This is a genomic window from Micromonospora sp. NPDC049230 (genome assembly GCF_040647875.1).
Taxonomy (GTDB): domain Bacteria; phylum Actinomycetota; class Actinomycetes; order Mycobacteriales; family Micromonosporaceae; genus Micromonospora.
The window spans coordinates 38,903-55,248 of the sequence record NZ_JBEZCZ010000014.1 but is presented as its reverse complement, the minus strand read 5'-3'; the positions used below and the strand labels follow the sequence as shown (position 1 = coordinate 55,248).

16 protein-coding genes are annotated in these 16,346 nt (G+C 72.3%); 10 read left to right on the top strand and 6 right to left on the bottom strand.

All coding sequences use genetic code 11. The features are described 5' to 3' along the window. Positions 1-51: 51 nt before the first annotated feature. Entirely contained in the window at positions 52-315 is a 264-nt protein-coding gene (locus AB0A95_RS14815) for a DUF6244 family protein (RefSeq protein WP_088949318.1), read from the top strand. A gap of 181 nt (positions 316-496) precedes the next feature. Here the strand turns inward: AB0A95_RS14815 and map are convergent, their stop codons facing one another. Beyond that, positions 497-1,315, bottom strand: a complete 819-nt coding sequence (gene map / locus AB0A95_RS14810; RefSeq protein ID WP_357556267.1) for a type I methionyl aminopeptidase — start codon at positions 1,313-1,315, stop codon at positions 497-499. Between the two features lie 100 nt (positions 1,316-1,415). Between map and AB0A95_RS14805 the strand changes: the two genes are divergently transcribed. Beyond that, entirely contained in the window at positions 1,416-1,682 is a 267-nt protein-coding gene (locus tag AB0A95_RS14805; protein WP_357556266.1) for a helix-turn-helix transcriptional regulator, read from the top strand. Between the two features lie 24 nt (positions 1,683-1,706). Here the strand turns inward: AB0A95_RS14805 and AB0A95_RS14800 are convergent, their stop codons facing one another. Both AB0A95_RS14800 and AB0A95_RS14795 read right to left on the bottom strand, forming a co-directional pair. Then, the gene (locus AB0A95_RS14800) at positions 1,707-2,693 is read right to left on the bottom strand and encodes an SEC-C domain-containing protein (protein ID WP_357556265.1); all 987 of its coding nucleotides are present in this window, start codon (positions 2,691-2,693) and stop codon (positions 1,707-1,709) included. 101 nt (positions 2,694-2,794) lie between these two features. Beyond that, the gene (locus AB0A95_RS14795) at positions 2,795-4,261 is read right to left on the bottom strand and encodes an MFS transporter (RefSeq protein WP_357556264.1); all 1,467 of its coding nucleotides are present in this window, start codon (positions 4,259-4,261) and stop codon (positions 2,795-2,797) included. 207 nt (positions 4,262-4,468) lie between these two features. On the opposite strand from AB0A95_RS14795, the gene AB0A95_RS14790 reads away from it, so the two are divergent. Next, entirely contained in the window at positions 4,469-5,044 is a 576-nt protein-coding gene (locus AB0A95_RS14790) for a helix-turn-helix domain-containing protein (RefSeq protein WP_357556263.1), read from the top strand. A gap of 6 nt (positions 5,045-5,050) precedes the next feature. On the opposite strand, the gene AB0A95_RS14785 is transcribed toward AB0A95_RS14790, so the two are convergent. Beyond that, positions 5,051-6,409 (bottom strand): pentapeptide repeat-containing protein, encoded by a 1,359-nt coding sequence (locus AB0A95_RS14785; RefSeq protein ID WP_357556262.1) that lies wholly within the window; start codon positions 6,407-6,409, stop codon positions 5,051-5,053. 209 nt (positions 6,410-6,618) lie between these two features. Between AB0A95_RS14785 and AB0A95_RS14780 the strand changes: the two genes are divergently transcribed. Further along, a complete protein-coding gene (locus AB0A95_RS14780) occupies positions 6,619-8,841 on the top strand; it encodes a M48 family metalloprotease (protein ID WP_357556261.1) in 2,223 nt (740 codons plus the stop codon). A gap of 11 nt (positions 8,842-8,852) precedes the next feature. Beyond that, the gene (locus AB0A95_RS14775; protein ID WP_357556260.1) at positions 8,853-9,242 is read left to right on the top strand and encodes a hypothetical protein; all 390 of its coding nucleotides are present in this window, start codon (positions 8,853-8,855) and stop codon (positions 9,240-9,242) included. Positions 9,243-9,267: 25 nt separating this feature from the next. Here AB0A95_RS14775 and AB0A95_RS14770 read toward each other — a convergent pair whose 3' ends face one another. After that, positions 9,268-10,140: an aldo/keto reductase gene (locus tag AB0A95_RS14770; protein ID WP_357556259.1), complete on the bottom strand. Its 873-nt coding sequence runs from the start codon at positions 10,138-10,140 to the stop codon at positions 9,268-9,270. A 172-nt stretch (positions 10,141-10,312) separates the two neighbouring features. Between AB0A95_RS14770 and AB0A95_RS14765 the strand changes: the two genes are divergently transcribed. The 4 genes from AB0A95_RS14765 to AB0A95_RS14750 all read left to right on the top strand — a co-directional run bounded on the left by AB0A95_RS14765 (position 10,313) and on the right by AB0A95_RS14750 (position 14,720). Beyond that, positions 10,313-10,675 carry a YciI family protein gene (locus tag AB0A95_RS14765; RefSeq protein WP_357556258.1) on the top strand — a complete coding sequence of 121 codons (363 nt, stop codon included), beginning with the start codon at positions 10,313-10,315 and terminating at the stop codon, positions 10,673-10,675. Positions 10,676-10,808: 133 nt separating this feature from the next. Next, positions 10,809-12,191, top strand: a complete 1,383-nt coding sequence (locus tag AB0A95_RS14760; RefSeq protein WP_357556257.1) for an FAD-binding oxidoreductase — start codon at positions 10,809-10,811, stop codon at positions 12,189-12,191. A 199-nt stretch (positions 12,192-12,390) separates the two neighbouring features. Then, positions 12,391-13,839 (top strand): pyruvate kinase, encoded by a 1,449-nt coding sequence (gene pyk / locus AB0A95_RS14755; RefSeq protein ID WP_357556256.1) that lies wholly within the window; start codon positions 12,391-12,393, stop codon positions 13,837-13,839. Next, positions 13,836-14,720: an acyl-CoA thioesterase II gene (locus AB0A95_RS14750; RefSeq protein ID WP_357556255.1), complete on the top strand. Its 885-nt coding sequence runs from the start codon at positions 13,836-13,838 to the stop codon at positions 14,718-14,720. The genes pyk and AB0A95_RS14750 overlap by 4 nt, the downstream gene beginning before the upstream one ends. A gap of 46 nt (positions 14,721-14,766) precedes the next feature. On the opposite strand, the gene AB0A95_RS14745 is transcribed toward AB0A95_RS14750, so the two are convergent. Further along, positions 14,767-15,435: a YceI family protein gene (locus tag AB0A95_RS14745; protein WP_357556254.1), complete on the bottom strand. Its 669-nt coding sequence runs from the start codon at positions 15,433-15,435 to the stop codon at positions 14,767-14,769. A gap of 255 nt (positions 15,436-15,690) precedes the next feature. On the opposite strand from AB0A95_RS14745, the gene AB0A95_RS14740 reads away from it, so the two are divergent. Further along, positions 15,691-16,155 carry an Rrf2 family transcriptional regulator gene (locus AB0A95_RS14740; RefSeq protein WP_357556253.1) on the top strand — a complete coding sequence of 155 codons (465 nt, stop codon included), beginning with the start codon at positions 15,691-15,693 and terminating at the stop codon, positions 16,153-16,155. The last annotated feature ends 191 nt before the right edge of the window (positions 16,156-16,346 follow it).

The following is a 16,346-nucleotide window of genomic DNA, read 5'->3' as shown; positions in this document are numbered from 1 at the left end:
TCTCCGCCGGTGCGGTGGTGGAGGCGATGGCCGACCACGGGGAGGGCGCGCGTGAGCGCAGCACAGATCATCGCGAGGTTGGCGGCGGCGTCGCAGAAGCTGGACGAGGCGAAGGCGAAGACCGCAGCGGCAGCACAGGACGCGGCCGAGGCGCGGGCACTCGTCGCCGGTGCGCTGGAAGGCGTGGCTGCGGGCCCGCTGGTCGGCATGATCGACGCGTACCGCCAGGCGCTCGCACAGGCGTCCCAGGGTGGCGACCCAGCCAAGCAGCACGTGCAGGAGACGATCGCCAAGGTCCGAGCGCTGGGAAACTGACTACGCGCTTGCGCTCGTTGTGGCCGCGAGTCTCCTGCCCGCTTGCCCGAAGAGTAAGGGGGTTGGTGGTTCAACTGTCTGGACAAGGTGGACAAGCCCGCCGCTTTCTGCCCAGGCTCGCCCCTGCACGGTCTGGGGTCCGCCGGTGTAGCTGTCGAGCTGCGTACGCCGCCGAGGCCGGTCAGGACGTCGCGGTGGACCGTCCGCTGCGGTCGGTCGGCCGGGTGCCCTGACCGGGGCGGGTGGTCAGCACCTGGGGGCCGGCCTCGGTGATCGCGACGGTGTGCTCGGAGTGGGCGGTGCGTGAGCCGTCCGCGGACCGGATCGTCCACCCGTCCTTGTCAAACTTGATCTTGTCGGTGCTGCGGCAGAACCACGGCTCGATCGCGATCGTCAGGCCGGGCTTGAGCTTCATGCCTCGGCCGGACCGGCCACTGTTGGCGACGTGCGGGGCCTCGTGCATGGTGCGGCCGATGCCGTGCCCGCCGAACTCGTTGTTGACCTGGTAGCCGTAGCGGTGGGCGACCTCGCCGATGGCGGCGGAGACGTCGCCGAGTTGGTTGCCCGGCTGCGCGGCGTCGATCGCGGCGGCCAACGCGACCTCGGTGGCCTCGATCAGCTTCAGGTCCTCCGGGGCGGGGGTGCCGACGATGACGGACAGCGCGGAGTCGGCGACCCAGCCGTCGATCCCGACCGCCATGTCGATGCTCAGCAGGTCACCGTCGCGCAGGACGTAGTCGTGCGGCAGGCCGTGCAGCACGGCGTCGTTGACCGAGAGGCACAGGACGTTGCGGAACGGGCCGCGGCCGAACGACGGCGCGTAGTCCCAGTAGCACGACTCGGCGCCACGCTCCTTGATCCGACGGCGGGCGTGGTGCTCGATGTCCATCAGGTTGACCCCGACGGCGGCGACCCCCCGCAGCTCCTCCAGTAACTCGCCGACGAACTGGCCGGTCACGGCCATCCGTTGGATTTCCTCGGGGGACTTAAGCTCGATCACGACCAACCCTCCCTGTCCGTAGCGGTATATTTATACCACGCCTCGGCGCGCCCGCCCGGATGGCGTTGCTGCCCCGCCGAGGCGGATCTATCCTGCTCACATGGTTCGCCCACCGCTCACGCCCGCGCAGATCGCCGCAGGTCAACGTCTCGGTGCGGCGCTTCGGGTCGCGCGAGGTGCCCGCCCCCTCGTCGAGGTGGCACTGGCGGCCGGCATCTCGCCGGAGACCCTCCGCAAGATCGAGGTGGGTCGGCTCCCGGCACCCGCGTTCGGCACTGTGGTCTGCCTCAGTGAGGTCCTCGGCGTCGCGCTCAGCGACCTCGCCGAGGTGTGGCTGGCCGACCTGCGCATCCGCGAAGCGTCCTGAACGAGCGTCCGCCAGCGGGGCAGGTCAGCCGCGCGAGCGCGGCAGGCAGCACTTCTTGTACTTCGTACCCGATCCGCACCAGCAGGCGTCGTTGCGGCCGGGCGGCCAGGCCCGCAGGTCGGGCCCGGTGAGGGAGTCTGCGTACTCGTCCTGGGTCTCCTCGTCGGTGGGGTCGCTGCCCTCGCGTTCGGCGAAGGCCGCCAGCCCGGCGACGGAGCCGACGACCACGCCCAGGTCGGCGCCGCCCAGCCCGGACGCCTCGACGAGGGCGCGTTCGATCTGGGCGCGGTGGTCGTCCCAGGTGGCGGGGTAGCTGTCGACGAGCGCGGGCCAGCGCAGCAGCAGCGCGGTGTACTCCGCCTGCGGCCAGAACAGCAGCGTCGCCGGGCCGTCGTCGAGGGCGTCGAGCGCGTGGTCGCTCGCGGCGCGCAGCCGGTCGGCGAGGTTGTCGTACTCGTCGTGCGGTAGGCCCTGCACTTCGCGCAGGTCGTGTCGCTGCTGGGCCAGGCCGTAGATCATGGCGGCGGCCTCGTCCTGGGCGTCGTCGGACGCGTGCTGCTGGGTGCGGGTGCGTTCCAGGATCGCGTCCAGCGCCGCGGTGAGCCATTCCAGCGCCAGGTCGGTGTGGCCGGATTCGGCCAGCTCGTCGACCAGGTACGTGGCGTCGGGGTGGGTCTCCAGCAGGGGGCGCAGCTCGGTCAGCTCGGCCAAGCCCTCGTCGGTACGGCCGAGGCGCAGCAGCAGACCGCCGCGCACCGCTCGGGGGTACGCGTCCTCGTCGGGCTGTTCGGCGATGGCGCGGGTGGCCAGTGCGAGGGCGTCGGCCCGGTCGCCCGCCTGCTCCAGGATGTCCGCGGCGACCAGCAGGGCGTACCCGGTGTCGTCCGGGTCGGCGACGCGGCCCTCGTCGACGGCGCCCACCAGCTCGGCGACAAGCGCGGCCGGGTCCGGGCTCTCGGGCCCCAGCGAGCCGAGCTCTTCGATGCGGTCGGCGGTCAGCAACTCGGACATGGGCGCATCCTGAAAGACGACGGTCGGTGGGGGAGCGGTCAGCGTACTCCGCACCATGGCGCAGCCCGGGCAGTGAACCGCCCGGGCTGCGCCACGTTCCCTCAGCGGGTCGCCGGCATTGTGGCGAACTCGCCGGCTAGCTCCGACTCGACGATCGTCGCGGTGGACGGCCGGCGACCGGTCGCCTTCCGCCGGGCGGACGGGACGGCGAGGGCCGCGAGCGCGGCGGCCAGGGCGATCGCCGTGAGGACGAGAAACCCGCTCGTGAAGCCGGCCTCCCGGGGTAGGCCGTTGGCCTGCGGGTGGGCGGTGATCACGCCGCTGACCACGGCGGCGCCGATCGCGCCTCCGATGGTGCGGATGTTGGCGTTCATGCCGGTCGCCACGCCGGTCTGGCTGGCCGGCACGCTGGCGACGATCAGGTTGGCCATCGACGCGAAGGCCAGGCCGATGCCGAGGCCGACCAGACCGCCGGCGATGCCGACCTCCCAGCGGGTGTCGTGCGCGGCGGCGAGCATCGCGGAGGCGGCCACGTTGAACGCGGCGCCGGTGGCGAGCTGCGCCTTGGCGCTGAAGACGGCCTGGAGTCGCCCGGCGATGATGCCGGCGACGAACATCGCGCTGACCATCGGGAGCATGAGCAGACCGGCCTGGCTGATGCTCGCCCCGAAGCCGTAACCGGCGGCGGTCGGCGTCTGTAGGAACTGCGGGAGGAACGCGTACACGGAGAACATCGACGCGCCGTAGAGCAGGGCGACCAGGTTGGTGGTCCAGACGCCGGGCAGGCGCATCATCCGCATGTCGATGAGCGGGTTGCTGGAGCGCAGTTCGGCGACCAGCCAGCCGACCAGCAGCACCACGGCGAGCGCCAGCAGAGCGAGCACCCGGGTGGAGGTCCAGCCCCAGGCCGCGCCCTGGCTGATCGGCAGCAGCAGCGCCACCAGCCAGCCGGAGAGCAGCACTGTGGCACGCCAGTCGATGCGCCCGGGGGTGCGGACCGGCGACTCGGGCACGAACAGGTGGGCGGCCACGGCGGTCAGCCCGACCACGACCATCGGGATCCAGAACAGCCAGCGGTAGTCCAGCGTGGTGACGATCGGGCCGGCCAGCACGATGCCAAGGCCACCGCCGACGGCGACGATCGCCGAGATGGCGGCCACCGCGGTGGAGACCCGCGCGGCCGGGAACTCGTCGCGGATGATGCCGAACGACAGCGGGAAGACCGCCCCGCCGATGCCCTGTACGACCCGGGCGAGGATGAGGACGCCGATGTTCGGCGCGATGGCGGCCAGTAGACAGCCGAGCGCGAGCGCGGCGAGCGAGACGACGAGCATCCGTTCCTTGCCCACCATGTCGCCGACCCGGCCGAGGATCGGCGTGAAGATCGACGCGGAGAGCAGGTAGGCGGTCAGGACCCAGGTCACTGTGTTCTGGGAGGTGTGCAGGTCCTGCTGGATGGTCGGTAGCACGGGGGTGATCAGCGACTGGAGCATCGCGAAGAACCCGGCACCGGCCGCGAGCACGGTGAAGGTGAGCCGGCGCGAGCTGCGTCGGGAGGTTACTGCCACGAGAGAGGACTCCCCTGATGACGTACTGAGCCCGTCGTCTGCGACGGGCAGGGCTGTCGGGTCCGGGCGATCGGGTGGCCAGGCGGCGATCGGGCGGGTACCGAGGTAAGCTAACCGGAGGCAGGCCTCCGGGATTCCGGAGGGGTGCCTCCACTAAGCTATCGGAGGGTTGCCTCCGGATGCAACCAGGGTGAGGTGACGCACGTCATGACCAGTGCGGGGCAGGCGTCCGAGGTCTTCGCCCAGCGCCCCAAGCGGGCCGATGCGCGGCGCAACTACGACGCCCTGATCGTGGCGGCGCGCGAGGCGTTCGCCGAGAACGGCGCCGCCGCCTCCCTGGAGGACGTGGCCCGTCGGGCCGGGGTGGGCATCGGCACGCTCTACCGCAACTTCCCCAGCCGACGGCACCTCTTCGAGGCCGTCTACGTCGAGGAGGTCCGGGCGCTGAGCCGCTCCGCCGAGGACCTGGCCGAGCTGCCCCCGTGGGACGCGCTCGTCGCCTGGCTGCACCGGTTCGTCGCGTACGTCGCCACCAAGCGGGCGCTCGCCGAGCAACTGCTGCACGACTCGGAGATCTTCACCAGTTGCCGGACGGAGATCTACGCCGCCGGCGAGCCGCTGATGCGCCGCGCCCAGGCTGCCGGCGCGGTCCGTGCCGACGTCAGCTTCGACGACGTGATACGCCTGATCAGCGGGCTCACCATGGCCCAGTTCCCGTCACCGGAGCAGCGCGACCGGGTGCTCGGCGTGGCCCTGGACGGCCTGCGCGCTCCCACCCGCTGACCCGCGTCAGCGGTCGACGAGCAGCAGCCACTCGTCGTCGAGTCGTTCCACCACAGCGCCCGCCGGCCAGCGGTGACCGAGATTGACCATCGCCCGGGCCTGATCGATCTGCGGTGGCCGGCTGAACTGCGCGTCGCGGAAGCTGGCCATGCTGTGGAACCGCGCCCGGCCGAAGTTCGCCGCGTCGGTGAAGCGGGCCCTGTCGAACAACGCCTCCGCGCCGAACATCGTCCAGCGGAACAGCGCCATGTGCCGGAACCGGACGGAGTGGAAGTTGGCCGAGCCACCGAACTCGGTGTGCTCCATCGACAGGGCGGCGTCGAAGACGGCCTCCCGGAACGAGGTGGCGTCCTCGAAGCGGGTCGCGTCGAAGCTGGTCGGTTGGCCGAAGGTCGCTCGGCGAAACGAGGTCGGGCCGGCGAGGCTGGCTCGTCGGCAGGACAGCTCACCGGCGAACGTGGCCCCGTCGAAGCTGGCCAGACCGCCGACACGCACGCCGTCCAGCAGGACCCCACCGTCGGCCGCGAGACCCTCGAAGCTCACGTCGCCGAAGGTGGCCGCCCCGAGCAGGAGCCGCCCCCGTGTCGTGGCACCCGCGAAGGAGGTCGTGCCGGTGAACGCCGCCCCCGTGAAGGTCGCGTCGACCAGCGTGCAGCCCGTGACGTCGAAGTCGACGAGCGCCGCACCGGTCAGGTCGAGCGTCAGCTCCGGCCAGTGGGTCGCGTCGTCCGCGCGCAGGTGCCGGGTGAGCACGCGCTGCGCGGTGCGCCGGACCTCCGTCTCGCGCGGCTCGCCGTCCGGCGCCGGCATCCGCAGGTACGCGCAGAGCACCGCCGCGATCGTCGCGCGCTGCCGCGGATTGTCCTGACCGAGGCGCTCCAGCGCGTGCAGGCCGCCGAGGCGTACCGCCGCGCTGTCGTTGCCGAGCAGCTCGACCGCCCGGGTGTACAGCTCGGTCAGCCGGCGCTCCGCCGCGTCGTGCTCGGCGGCTCCGGACTGCCGGTCCTGGTGGCGCTGTGCGGCCTCGGCCACCGCCTCGGCATGCGCCTGCACCCGGTCGCGGTGCGCCTGGTCGCGGGCGGCGACGCTCTCCTGGTGTCGCTGGGCGCGCTCGGTGATCCACTGACGGCGGGCGGCCAGCAGCAGGGCCAGCCCTCCGCCGGTGCCGGCGACCACGGTCAGGCCGGTGCGGATCGCGTCGATGCGCAGTGTGGCGCGGGTGTCCGGCTGGCCGGCCCGGTCGGCCTCGGCGAGCAGCAGGCCCAGCACCAGCCAGCCCAACGCGGCGGCGACCACCAGGCCGACGAGCACCAGCCACCACGGCATCACCCGCAACTGGCGCTCGGGAGGTTCGTCGGCGGCCACGGCCACAGCATGCCATTCGCGGTCACCGCCCGGGGGTACGCACCGGGCCGCGCGGGCGGTCCCGGGCGGCCCATCCGCACTGACGCCCGACAGAAAATGTCGGGTGGACGACGTTGCGGGGAAAGGGGGTGTGCGCCATCGGACGCGCTCGATAACCTGCTGCGGCTGTCCATTCCCGACAGAGGTGACGTCCCAGAGGAGCAGCGCGCATGACCGAGCCGCACGCCGTGCCGTCGGAGGGCACCCCGCCGACAGTGCCGCAGCTCGACGTCCGGGCGGCCGAGCCACCGACCGCCGCCCCCGCACCGTCCACCGGCGGGTTCGCCGACCGGCCACCCGGCTATCCGAGTGCGTTGGTCTGGCTGCGCGCCGGGATCCTGCGGGACTGGCGGGGCGTGCTCGGCGCGTTCGTCGCCACCTGGTTCTACCTGCCGATCGCGCTGCTCCTGGCGTTCTGGGGCGGTCTCGCCTTCGCCGTCACCGGGCTCTTCGCCGGCGGGATGGGCGCCGACGACCAGGTGCCCCAGGTGCTGCGCGACGCCCCGCTGATCGGCTCCCTGCTGGACGCGTTCCTGACCCGCTCCGGCGGGGTGCTCGGCGGCGTGGCCGGCTTCGTCGCCGGCTTCCTGATCGGCTTCCTCGCCGTGCTGGTGGTGCCCTGGCTGGGTGCCGACAACGGGGTGTTCACGGTGGCCACCGGTCTCGTTGGCACGGTCGCCGCGGCGGCGCTGATCGGGGTGCTCTACACCCTCTACCGGGTGCTGCTGGAACCGCGCCTGCTGGTGGTCTCCGGCGCCCGCCAGCCCAGCCGCCGGGAGTCCGCGCGGCTGCGCCCGGTGCTGGACGACTGCGCGCGGCGGCTCGGCCTGTCCAGCGTGCCCCGGCTGCTGATGGAGGACGACCCCGTCCTGAGCAACGCCCGCACGTACGCAAGGCACGTGGTGGTCACCACCGCCGTGCTGACCGAGCCGGACGACGAGGTCGCCGCGCTGCTCAGCCACGAGCTGGTGCACTGGCGCACCGGAGACGAGATCACCAGCGCCTTCGTGCGGGGTGTGGGCCTGCCGTTGACCCTCGCGCACGCCCTGCCGACCTGGCTGATGCGGACGTTCCCGCACCCGGGCACCAACTTCGTGGTCTTCCTGTTCTTCTGGCCGGTGCTGCTCACCATGCGCTACGTGGTGCTGCCGCTGCACGCCCGCGACGTGCGGGCGGCCGAGTACCGGGCCGACCTCGGCGCCGTGCTCACCGGGCACGTCGACGGGATGCGCCGCGTCCTGGAGCGGCGGCTGTCCTTCGAGACCGGCCGCAGCGGCTGGGACGAGGCGGTCTGCGCCACCCACCCGCCGCACGAGCTGCGGCTCGACGCGTTGGAGCGGGCGTCGGTGGCCGGCGTGCCCGCCGGAGCTGGTGCGCCCGCCGGAGCGGACGAACCGGTCACCGCCGAGCGGCTGTTCGGCCACTCCGGCCCGGTCGGCACCCGCCGTACCTGGCTGCTGGTCGGCGCCCTCGTGCTCGCGGCCTGCTTCGGCACCGGCGGGCTCGGCGTGGTGCAGTGGGCGTTCTTCCGACCGCAGGCGACCGTCGACGGATACTTCTCCGCACTCGCCGACCGCGACAGCGACGCCGCGCTCGACTTCCTGGGCGACCAGAGCGGTGTCACCGACCGCAAGCTGCTCGCCCAGCTGCTGCGCGGCAAGGGCTACCGACCACCGACCGACGTCGAGATCACCAAACTGGAACGGGACGGCGACAGCGCCACCGCCACTGTGGCGTACCGGCTGGGTGACGCGCGGGAGACCGCCACCCTCACCCTGCACCGCGAGGAGGAGACCACCGCCGGGCTCTTCCACGGCTGGCGGGTGAGCGGCGGGCTGACCCCGCTCGACACCCCGATCGCCGGCCCCGGCGTGCAGCTCAACGAGGTGGCGCTCCCGGGCGCCGCCGAGGGTCCCGCACTGGTGCTGCTGCCCGGTGAGTACACGGCGACCGGCCCGTCCAGCGCGCTCAGTGAGACGCCGAGCGAGATCGTGGCGGTCGGCCCGGGGCAGAGCACCGCCACGCTGCAACTGGCCCCGGTGCTCAAGCCGGCGGCCGGCGAGGCCGTCGAGGCCCGCGTACGCGCCTGGTTGGACGAGTGCGCCAAGCAGACGGTCGTCGCGCCGCCGGGTTGCCCGTTCCGCTACTACGGCGGCTCCGCGCAGAAGGTCACCTGGAAGATCCTGGAATACCCGAAGATCGCCGTCGAACTGACCGGCCCGGCCAGCGCGCAGGTCACCACCCCGTCCGAGACCCGGGGAAGGGTGCAGGTCAGCGGCACCACCACGTACTTCGGCACCGCCTCGCCGTTCACCGACGAGGACACGATCACCGTGTCGGGTGTCGCCACCGCCGACGGGGACACCGTCGAGTTCCGTCCCGCCGCCAACTGACCGGAGCAACAGTGACCGACAGTGACACCGCCGCGCGACAGCCCGTCCGGCTGACCATCAGTCCGCGGCACCGGCAGCCGCCACCGGTCGCCCTGCTCGACTGGATCCACCGCGACCCCCAGTACCGACCGGTGGTCCGTCCGGCCGGCGGCGGGGGACGGGCGGGCTTCAGCGACGCGGTGATCATCGCGGTGCTGGCCCAGGGGCTGCTGCCCGGGTTGTTCAACCTGTTGCAGTCCTGGGTCGACCAGCAGCGCACCGAGGCCAGCATCCGGATCCAGGCCGGGGACACCGAGGTGGAGTTGCAGGTGAGCGGCCGTACCGATTCGGCTCGTCTGCTGGCCCAGGCGACCGAGGCGCTGCGGGCCGCCCGGGAGCCCGGCCCGGACGCCGCCGACTGAGACCGGCGGCGTCCGCACCAGCGGGTCAGCTCGCCTTGGCCAGCGACTCGAACTCGTCGTCGGTCAGCCGCACGTCGGCCGCGCCCACGTTCTCCTCCAGGTGCGCCACCGAGGACGTACCGGGGATCGGCAGCATCACCGGCGAGCGGCGCAGCAGCCAGGCCAGCGCGAGCTGCGCGGGCGACGCGCCGTGCGCGGTGGAGATCGCGTCCAACGGCCCGCCCGGGCGGGCCAGCTCGCCGGTGGCGATCGGGAACCACGGGATGAACGCGAGGTCGTTGCGCTCGCAGTACTCCAGCACGTCCTCGGCGCCGCGGTTGGCGAGGTTGTACAGGTTCTGAACGGAGGCGATCGTGGTGATCGCACGCGACTCCTCGATCTGCGCGACGCTCACCTCGGACAGCCCGATGTGCCGGATCTTGCCCTCCTGCCGCAACAGCGCCAGCTCGCCCAACTGGTCGGCGAGCGGCACCTTCGAGTCGATCCGGTGCAACTGATAGAGCGGAATCGTGTCCAGGCCGAGGTGGCGCAGGCTCAGCTCACACTGCTGGCGCAGATACTCCGGGCGGCCCACCGCACGCCAGTCGCCCGGGCCGGAGCGGGTCAGCCCGGCCTTGGTCGCGATGACCAGGTCGTCGGCGTACGGGTGCAGGGCTTCGCGGATCAGCAGCTCCGAGACGAACGGCCCGTACGAGTCGGCGGTGTCGATGAACGTCACGCCCAGCTCCACGGCCCGGCGCAGCACCCGGACCGCCTCCGCCGGGTCCTTCGGATCACCCCAGACGCCGGGGCCGGTGATCTGCATCGCCCCGTAGCCGAGCCGGTTGACTGTCACATCCCCGCCGATCCGGTACGTGCCGGACGCCTTCGCGGGCTGCTCACTGATGTTTGTCGCCATGGGTAGATCATCCCCCGGAAGTCGACGGGCATGCCGCACGTCGGCCGACTGTCCGGGTGGACCCGCCGTGTGCGGTCGAGCGGATTGCCGGGAAGCGCCCGGTACGACCGGGGTGTCCGTGCGACGCTGGCGGGGCCGGTGCCGTCCGGCGCGACGGCGGAGGGGAGCACCCATGGGAGTGCCGCAGGTCAACTTCGCGCTCGACACGTACGAGTGCATCGTGATCTATCCCGGCGCGGCCGGTCGGGCCCTGCCCGCCGAGACCGTGCAGCGGTTGCAGTCGGAGCACGCCGAGCACATGCAGGCGTTGCAGCGCGGCGGAATCATCCTGGTCGCCGGCTCGATCGACGGGCCGGCCCGCGAGCCGGAGCCGCCGATCGGCTTCGGGCTGGCCCGCACCGGCAGCGTCGACGACGTCCGCAGCGTGCTGGAGGCCGACCCGGCGGTGCAGGCCGGGCTCTACCGGGTGGACGTGCTGACCTTCCTCTGCCCGGCCGGGTCCCTGGAGTTCCCACTGGTCAAGACCGAGAGCTGAGCTGTCGGTCAGTCGAGGCGCTGTCGTGTTGGCGACGGTGCTCGGCGGCGTGCCGGTGCTACGGTCGCGCCCAGTGCGGGCCGCCGCCGGGGCGCACCCGGAAGCGTGGGGCCGGCCCGGTCGAGGAGTCGCCATGATCTCCGCTGCCACCCCCGATGTCGCGACGGCCACCGCCCGCCTGCGGGCCCTGCTCGGTGACCGGCTGCACGAGCCGGGCGATCCCGCTTTCGACACCACCACAAGGCTCTGGAACGGTGCCGTGGACCGCGCGCCCATCCTGGTCGCCAGCTGCCGGGACGCCGACGAGGTGGCCGGCGCGGTGCGCATCGCCGCCCGGTGCCACCTGCCCCTGTCGGTCCGCTCCGGCGGGCACGACTGGGCCGGCCGGGCGCTGCGCGACGGCGGCCTGGTGCTCGACCTGACCGCGCTGCGTGCCGTCCGGGTCGACCCGGACGCGTGCACGGTGAGCGTCGGCGGTGGTGCCACGACGGCCGAGCTGCTCGCCGCCACCCGCCCGTACGACCTGGTGGTGCCCACCGGCGTGGTCCGCGACGTGGGCGTGGCCGGGCTCACCCTCGCCGGCGGGTACGGCCCGCTGTGCGGCAGGTTCGGTCTGAGCCTGGACAACCTGCTGGGTGCGGAGGTGGTCCTCGCCGACGGCCGTCGGGTCACCGCCGACCCCCACCACGACGCCGAGCTGTACTGGGCGCTGCGCGGCGGCGGGGGCAACCTCGGCGTCGTCACCGAACTGCGCCTGCGCGCGCACCGGCTGCCCGGCGTGCTGGCCGGCATGATCATGTTCCCGTTGGCCGAGGCGCCCGCCGTGCTGCGCGGCTACGGCACGCTCATCGCCGAGGCCCCGGACGAGCTGACCGTGATGACCGGCTTCCTGCCCGGCCCGGCCGGTGAGCCGACGGTCTTCGTCTGCCCGTTCTACAGCGGGCCGGACCTGGCCGCCGGGCTGCCGTGGATGGCCCGGCTGCGCGCGCTGGGCACCCCGCTCGTCGACCAGATCGCCCCGATGCCGTACGCGGACGCGCTGCGGATGTTCGACGGCGGGATGGTCGACGGCAACCACTACCTGCTGCGTACCCGCTGGCTGCCCGCGCTCACCGACGGTGTGGCGGACGCGCTCGTCGACGCGGCCCGGCAGGTCAGCTCGCCGTTCTCGGCGCTGGCCGTGCACCACTTCCACGGTGCGGCCACCCGGGTCCGGCTCGCCGACACGGCCTTCGGCCTGCGCCGCGACCACCTGCTGACCGAGATCATCGCGGTCTGGGCGCCCGGCGAGCAGGCCGGGCCGCACCGGGAGTGGGCCGAGCGCACCTCGACCGCGCTCGCCGGGCACGCCCTGCCCGGCGGTTACCCCAACCTGCTCGCCCCGGAGGAGACCGACCGGGTTCGGCTCGCCTACGGCGCGAACTGGGCGCGACTGCGCCGGGCCAAGCGTCGCTACGATCCCCGTGACCTGCTGACCGCCGTGCCCACCCTGCCGCCGTCGGTGCACCCACGGTGAGCGTTCCTCGGGAGCACCCCGACAGCGCACACCGACGGAGGCGTACGATTCCCGGCGCGCGGTCGCCGTTGCCCGTCGCCACAACGTTTCCGGTGCGGTTCCGCCCGCCGGCCCGACGCGCGCCGCGCGTCGTTCGACACATGTTCCGCTGCCTGCAATGGGTCGGCCCCGAGTCCGACCTGAAGGAGAGACTAGCCTGATGGGCGTGACACGCCGCGCGAAGATCGTCTGCACCCTTGGTCCCGCCACCTCGTCCCCGGAGCGCATCCGGGGTCTCGTCGAGGCCGGCATGAACGTGGCGAGGCTCAACTTCAGCCACGGCAGCCACGCCGACCACGAGTCGGTCTATCGACTCGTCCGGGAGGCGTCCGAGGCGGCGGGTAAGCCGGTGGCGGTCCTCGCCGACCTACAGGGCCCCAAGATCCGGCTCGGTAAGTTCGCCGACGGCCCGCACGAGTGGCGCACCGGTGACTCGGTCGTGATCACCGGGGACGACATCCTGGGCACCAAGGAGCGGGTCTCCTGCACCTACCAGAAGCTGCCACACGAGGTGAAGCCCGGTGATCGCCTGCTGATCGACGACGGTCGTGTCGCGGTCGAGGTCACCGACGTCACCGGCAACGACATCCGCTGCCTGGTCACCGAGGGCGGCCCGGTCTCCAACAACAAGGGCGTCTCGCTGCCCAACGTGGCGGTCAGCGTGCCCGCCATGTCCGAGAAGGACGCCGAGGACCTGCGCTTCTCGCTGGGTCTCGGCGTCGACCTGGTCGCGCTGTCCTTCGTCCGCTCGGCCGAGGACATCAAGCTCGTCCACAACATCATGGCCGAGGAGGGCGTGTTCCGCCCGGTGCTGGCCAAGGTCGAGAAGCCGGAGGCGGTGGAGCACCTGGAGGCCATCGTGCTGGCCTTCGACGGCGTCATGGTCGCCCGCGGTGACCTCGGTGTCGAGATGCCACTGGACCAGGTCCCCCTGGTGCAGAAGCGCGCCGTGCAGCTCTGCCGGGAAAACGCCAAGCCGGTCATCGTGGCCACCCAGATGCTCGACTCCATGATCGAAAATTCCCGCCCCACCCGGGCGGAGGCCTCCGACGTCGCCAACGCGGTGCTCGACGGCGCGGACGCGGTGATGCTCTCCGGCGAGACCAGCGTCGGCAAGTACCCGGTGCTGACGGTCAGCACCATGGCCAAGATCGTGACGACCACCGAGGCCGGTTCGATCGGCGTGCCGCGGTTGCAGCACGACCCGCGCACCCACGGTGGCGCGCTCACCGTCGCCGCCTCGTCGATCGCCCGGGCCATCAACGCCAAGGCCCTGGTCGCCTTCTCGCAGACCGGTGACACCGTCCGGCGGTTGTCCCGCCTGCACTGCGACCTGCCGCTGCTGGCCTTCACGCCGGTCCCCGAGGTGCGCGACCAGCTCGCCCTCACCTGGGGCGTGGAGACCTTCCTGATGCCGTTCGTGCAGCACACCGACGACATGTTCCGCCAGGTCGACCAGGCGCTGCTCGGCCTCGACCGGGCCAACCCCGGCGACTACGTGGTGATCGTGGCGGGCAGCCCGCCCGGCACCCCCGGCTCGACCAACACGCTGCGCGTACACCAGCTCGGGTCGCTTGTCGACGCGGCGTCGGCACGGGCGCTGCAGTGAGCGACGGTCGGGTCGCGGTCGGCCAGGCGGCTGTCGACCAGCTGCTGGAAGTGCTGGACCTCGACCCGACCGGGGAGATGGCCTTCCGGGGGATGAGCCCCCCGGTCGGCCCACAACGGGTGTACGGCGGCCAGGTCGCCGGTCAGGCGCTTGTCGCCGCCGGCCGCACCGTCGACCCGGAGCGGTTCGTGCACTCGCTGCACGGTTACTTCGTCCGCCCCGGCGACCCGGTCGAGCCGATCGCCTTCCAGGTGGAGAACATCCGCGACGGCCGGTCCTTCTCGGTCCGCCGCGCGGTAGCGCTCCAGCACGACAAGCCGATCTTCTTCATGTCGGCGTCGTTCCAGCGGGCCGAGGAGGGTCTGGACCACCAGGCCCCGGCTCCGCTGGACGTGCCGCCGCCGCAGGACGTCCCGACGATGAGCGACAGGCTCTCCCGCTACCCGGAACGCCTCGGCATGTGGGGTCAGATCCCGCGACCGATCGACGTGCGCTATGTCGGCGAGCCCGGCTGGGTCCGTCCCGGCGACCGGCCGGCCGACCCGCACCAGCGCGTCTGGATGCGCATCGACGGCAAACTGCCCGACGATCCGCTACTGCACGCCTGCGCGCTGACGTACGCCTCGGACCTCACCCTGCTGGACTCGGTGCTCTCCGTGCACGGCGAGGTGTGGGGGCCGGGCGGGCTGGTCGGCGCGAGCCTGGACCACGCGCTGTGGTTCCACCGGCCGTTCCGCGCCGACGAGTGGTTCCTCTACGACTGCCTGAGCCCGTCGGCGTCCGGCGCGCGTGGCCTCGCCACCGGCCGGATGTTCACCACCGACGGCCAGCAGATCGCCAGCGCCGTCCAGGAGGGCCTCCTGCGCCGAGTCGGCGCCTGACGCTGTCGACACGTCCCCCGCCAGGACCTGGCGGGGATGGCCTCGGTCAGGCCTGGTGGATCGCCTCGCCCGCGATCTCGATCTGGACCGTCTTGCCGACCAGGACCCCGCCGCTCTCCAGCATCACATTCCAGAGCAGGCCGTAATCCTCGCGGTTGATCTCGGCCGTCGCGCTGAACCCGAAGATGTTCTGCCCGTACGGATCACGACGGGCGCCGCCGAAATTCACCTCCAGGTCGACAGCCCTGGTGATTCCTTTCACTGTCAACTCACCGGTCAGCACGAATCGCCCCGGTGTGGCGTCGGACTGCGGCGGCACAATCGGACTCCGACCACGTCCACCGAGCCGATGGCTGCGCAGCCGGGCCCATTGGAAGATGGGGTCCTCGTTGCCCTGCCACCTGATACCGGTGCTTCGATATTCGAGCGTGGGATAGCGCTCCACGTCGAGGAAGTCGGCACTCTTCAGATGCGTGTCCCGGTCGCCGCTGCCGGTGGTGATGCTGGCCGACGCGATGGTCGCCGTCACCGAGGAGAGCAGCGGGTCCTCCGCCACGAAGATCTGCGCCGTGGCCTCGGCGAACTCGCCCCGCACCGGGCTCACCATCATGTGCCGGGACAGGAAACCGATCCGCTTGTGCGCCTGATCGAGAAGATAGGTGCCGGCCACCGGGATGGTCATGCCATCCCAGGTGCGTGTCGCGATATCGGTCATCGTGTTGCCTTCCCCCGATGTTTGTCAATCTGCTGACCGGCACCGCCGCGACGGTCTGGCGGTCGTACCCCCGCCCAGCATAAGGACGCTCCATACCGGCATTTCGGCCCCCACCTTACGGTGGATCATGGCGTGCTTTGACTGGTCCTCGACGACAGCCGGAACGGGCGCGAATGACGCGAATTCCATCGATGCGTGACCGATCGGCCGAGGGTCGCCCGCCCGGCCGGTTGACCGGGGGCTAACCTTGCCGGCATGCGCCTCTCCGCCCGGGTCGACTACGCCCTCCGCGCGGCCGCCGAGCTCGCCGCGACGGCCAGTGGTCCTGGGCGCGGCCGGCCCGTCACGGCCGACCAGATCGCCCGTGCCCAGGAAATCCCGCCGAAGTTCCTGGAGAGCATCCTGCTGCAACTGCGCCGGGGCGGCATCGTGCACGCCCAGCGCGGCCCGGAGGGTGGCTACTGGCTGGCCCGCCCCGCCGAGGAGATCACGCTCGCCGAGGTGATCCGGGTCATCGACGGGCCGCTGGCCCACGTCCGCGGGCAACGCCCCGAGCAACTCGGCTACCACGGCCCGGCCCGCGCGCTCCAGGAGGTCTGGATCGCGCTGCGGGCGAGCGAACGGGAGATCCTGGAACTGGTAAGCGTCGCCGACGTGGCCGCGGGCACCCTGCCCCCGCGTATCACCGAACTGGTCGCCGACCCGCGCGCCTGGATCTGAGCGCCGGCCCGGTCCCGGGCCCCGCGTCACCCGCCTCTCACCGGTCGTGTCGTGCCGCGCCGCGCCTTGCCGTGTTGCGTCGCGTGGCGTCGTGTCGTGCCGCGTGGCGTCGTGCTGCGTGATGTCGTGCCGCGTGGCGTCGTGCTGCGTGATGTCGTGCCGCGTGGCGTCGTGCCGCGTGGCGTCGTGCC

Bases quoted from the DNA above. Each gene is read 5' to 3' on its own strand.
- AB0A95_RS14805 (WP_357556266.1), top strand. From the start codon at position 1,416: ATGGTTCGCCCACCGCTCACGCCCGCGCAGATCGCCGCAGGTCAACGT.
- AB0A95_RS14800 (WP_357556265.1), bottom strand. From the start codon at position 2,693: ATGTCCGAGTTGCTGACCGCCGACCGCATCGAAGAGCTCGGCTCGCTG.
- AB0A95_RS14790 (WP_357556263.1), top strand. From the start codon at position 4,469: ATGACCAGTGCGGGGCAGGCGTCCGAGGTCTTCGCCCAGCGCCCCAAG.
- AB0A95_RS14780 (WP_357556261.1), top strand. From the start codon at position 6,619: ATGACCGAGCCGCACGCCGTGCCGTCGGAGGGCACCCCGCCGACAGTG.
- AB0A95_RS14770 (WP_357556259.1), bottom strand. From the start codon at position 10,140: ATGGCGACAAACATCAGTGAGCAGCCCGCGAAGGCGTCCGGCACGTAC.
- AB0A95_RS14765 (WP_357556258.1), top strand. From the start codon at position 10,313: ATGGGAGTGCCGCAGGTCAACTTCGCGCTCGACACGTACGAGTGCATC.
- AB0A95_RS14760 (WP_357556257.1), top strand. From the start codon at position 10,809: ATGATCTCCGCTGCCACCCCCGATGTCGCGACGGCCACCGCCCGCCTG.
- pyk (WP_357556256.1), top strand. From the start codon at position 12,391: ATGGGCGTGACACGCCGCGCGAAGATCGTCTGCACCCTTGGTCCCGCC.
- AB0A95_RS14745 (WP_357556254.1), bottom strand. From the start codon at position 15,435: ATGACCGATATCGCGACACGCACCTGGGATGGCATGACCATCCCGGTG.
- AB0A95_RS14740 (WP_357556253.1), top strand. From the start codon at position 15,691: ATGCGCCTCTCCGCCCGGGTCGACTACGCCCTCCGCGCGGCCGCCGAG.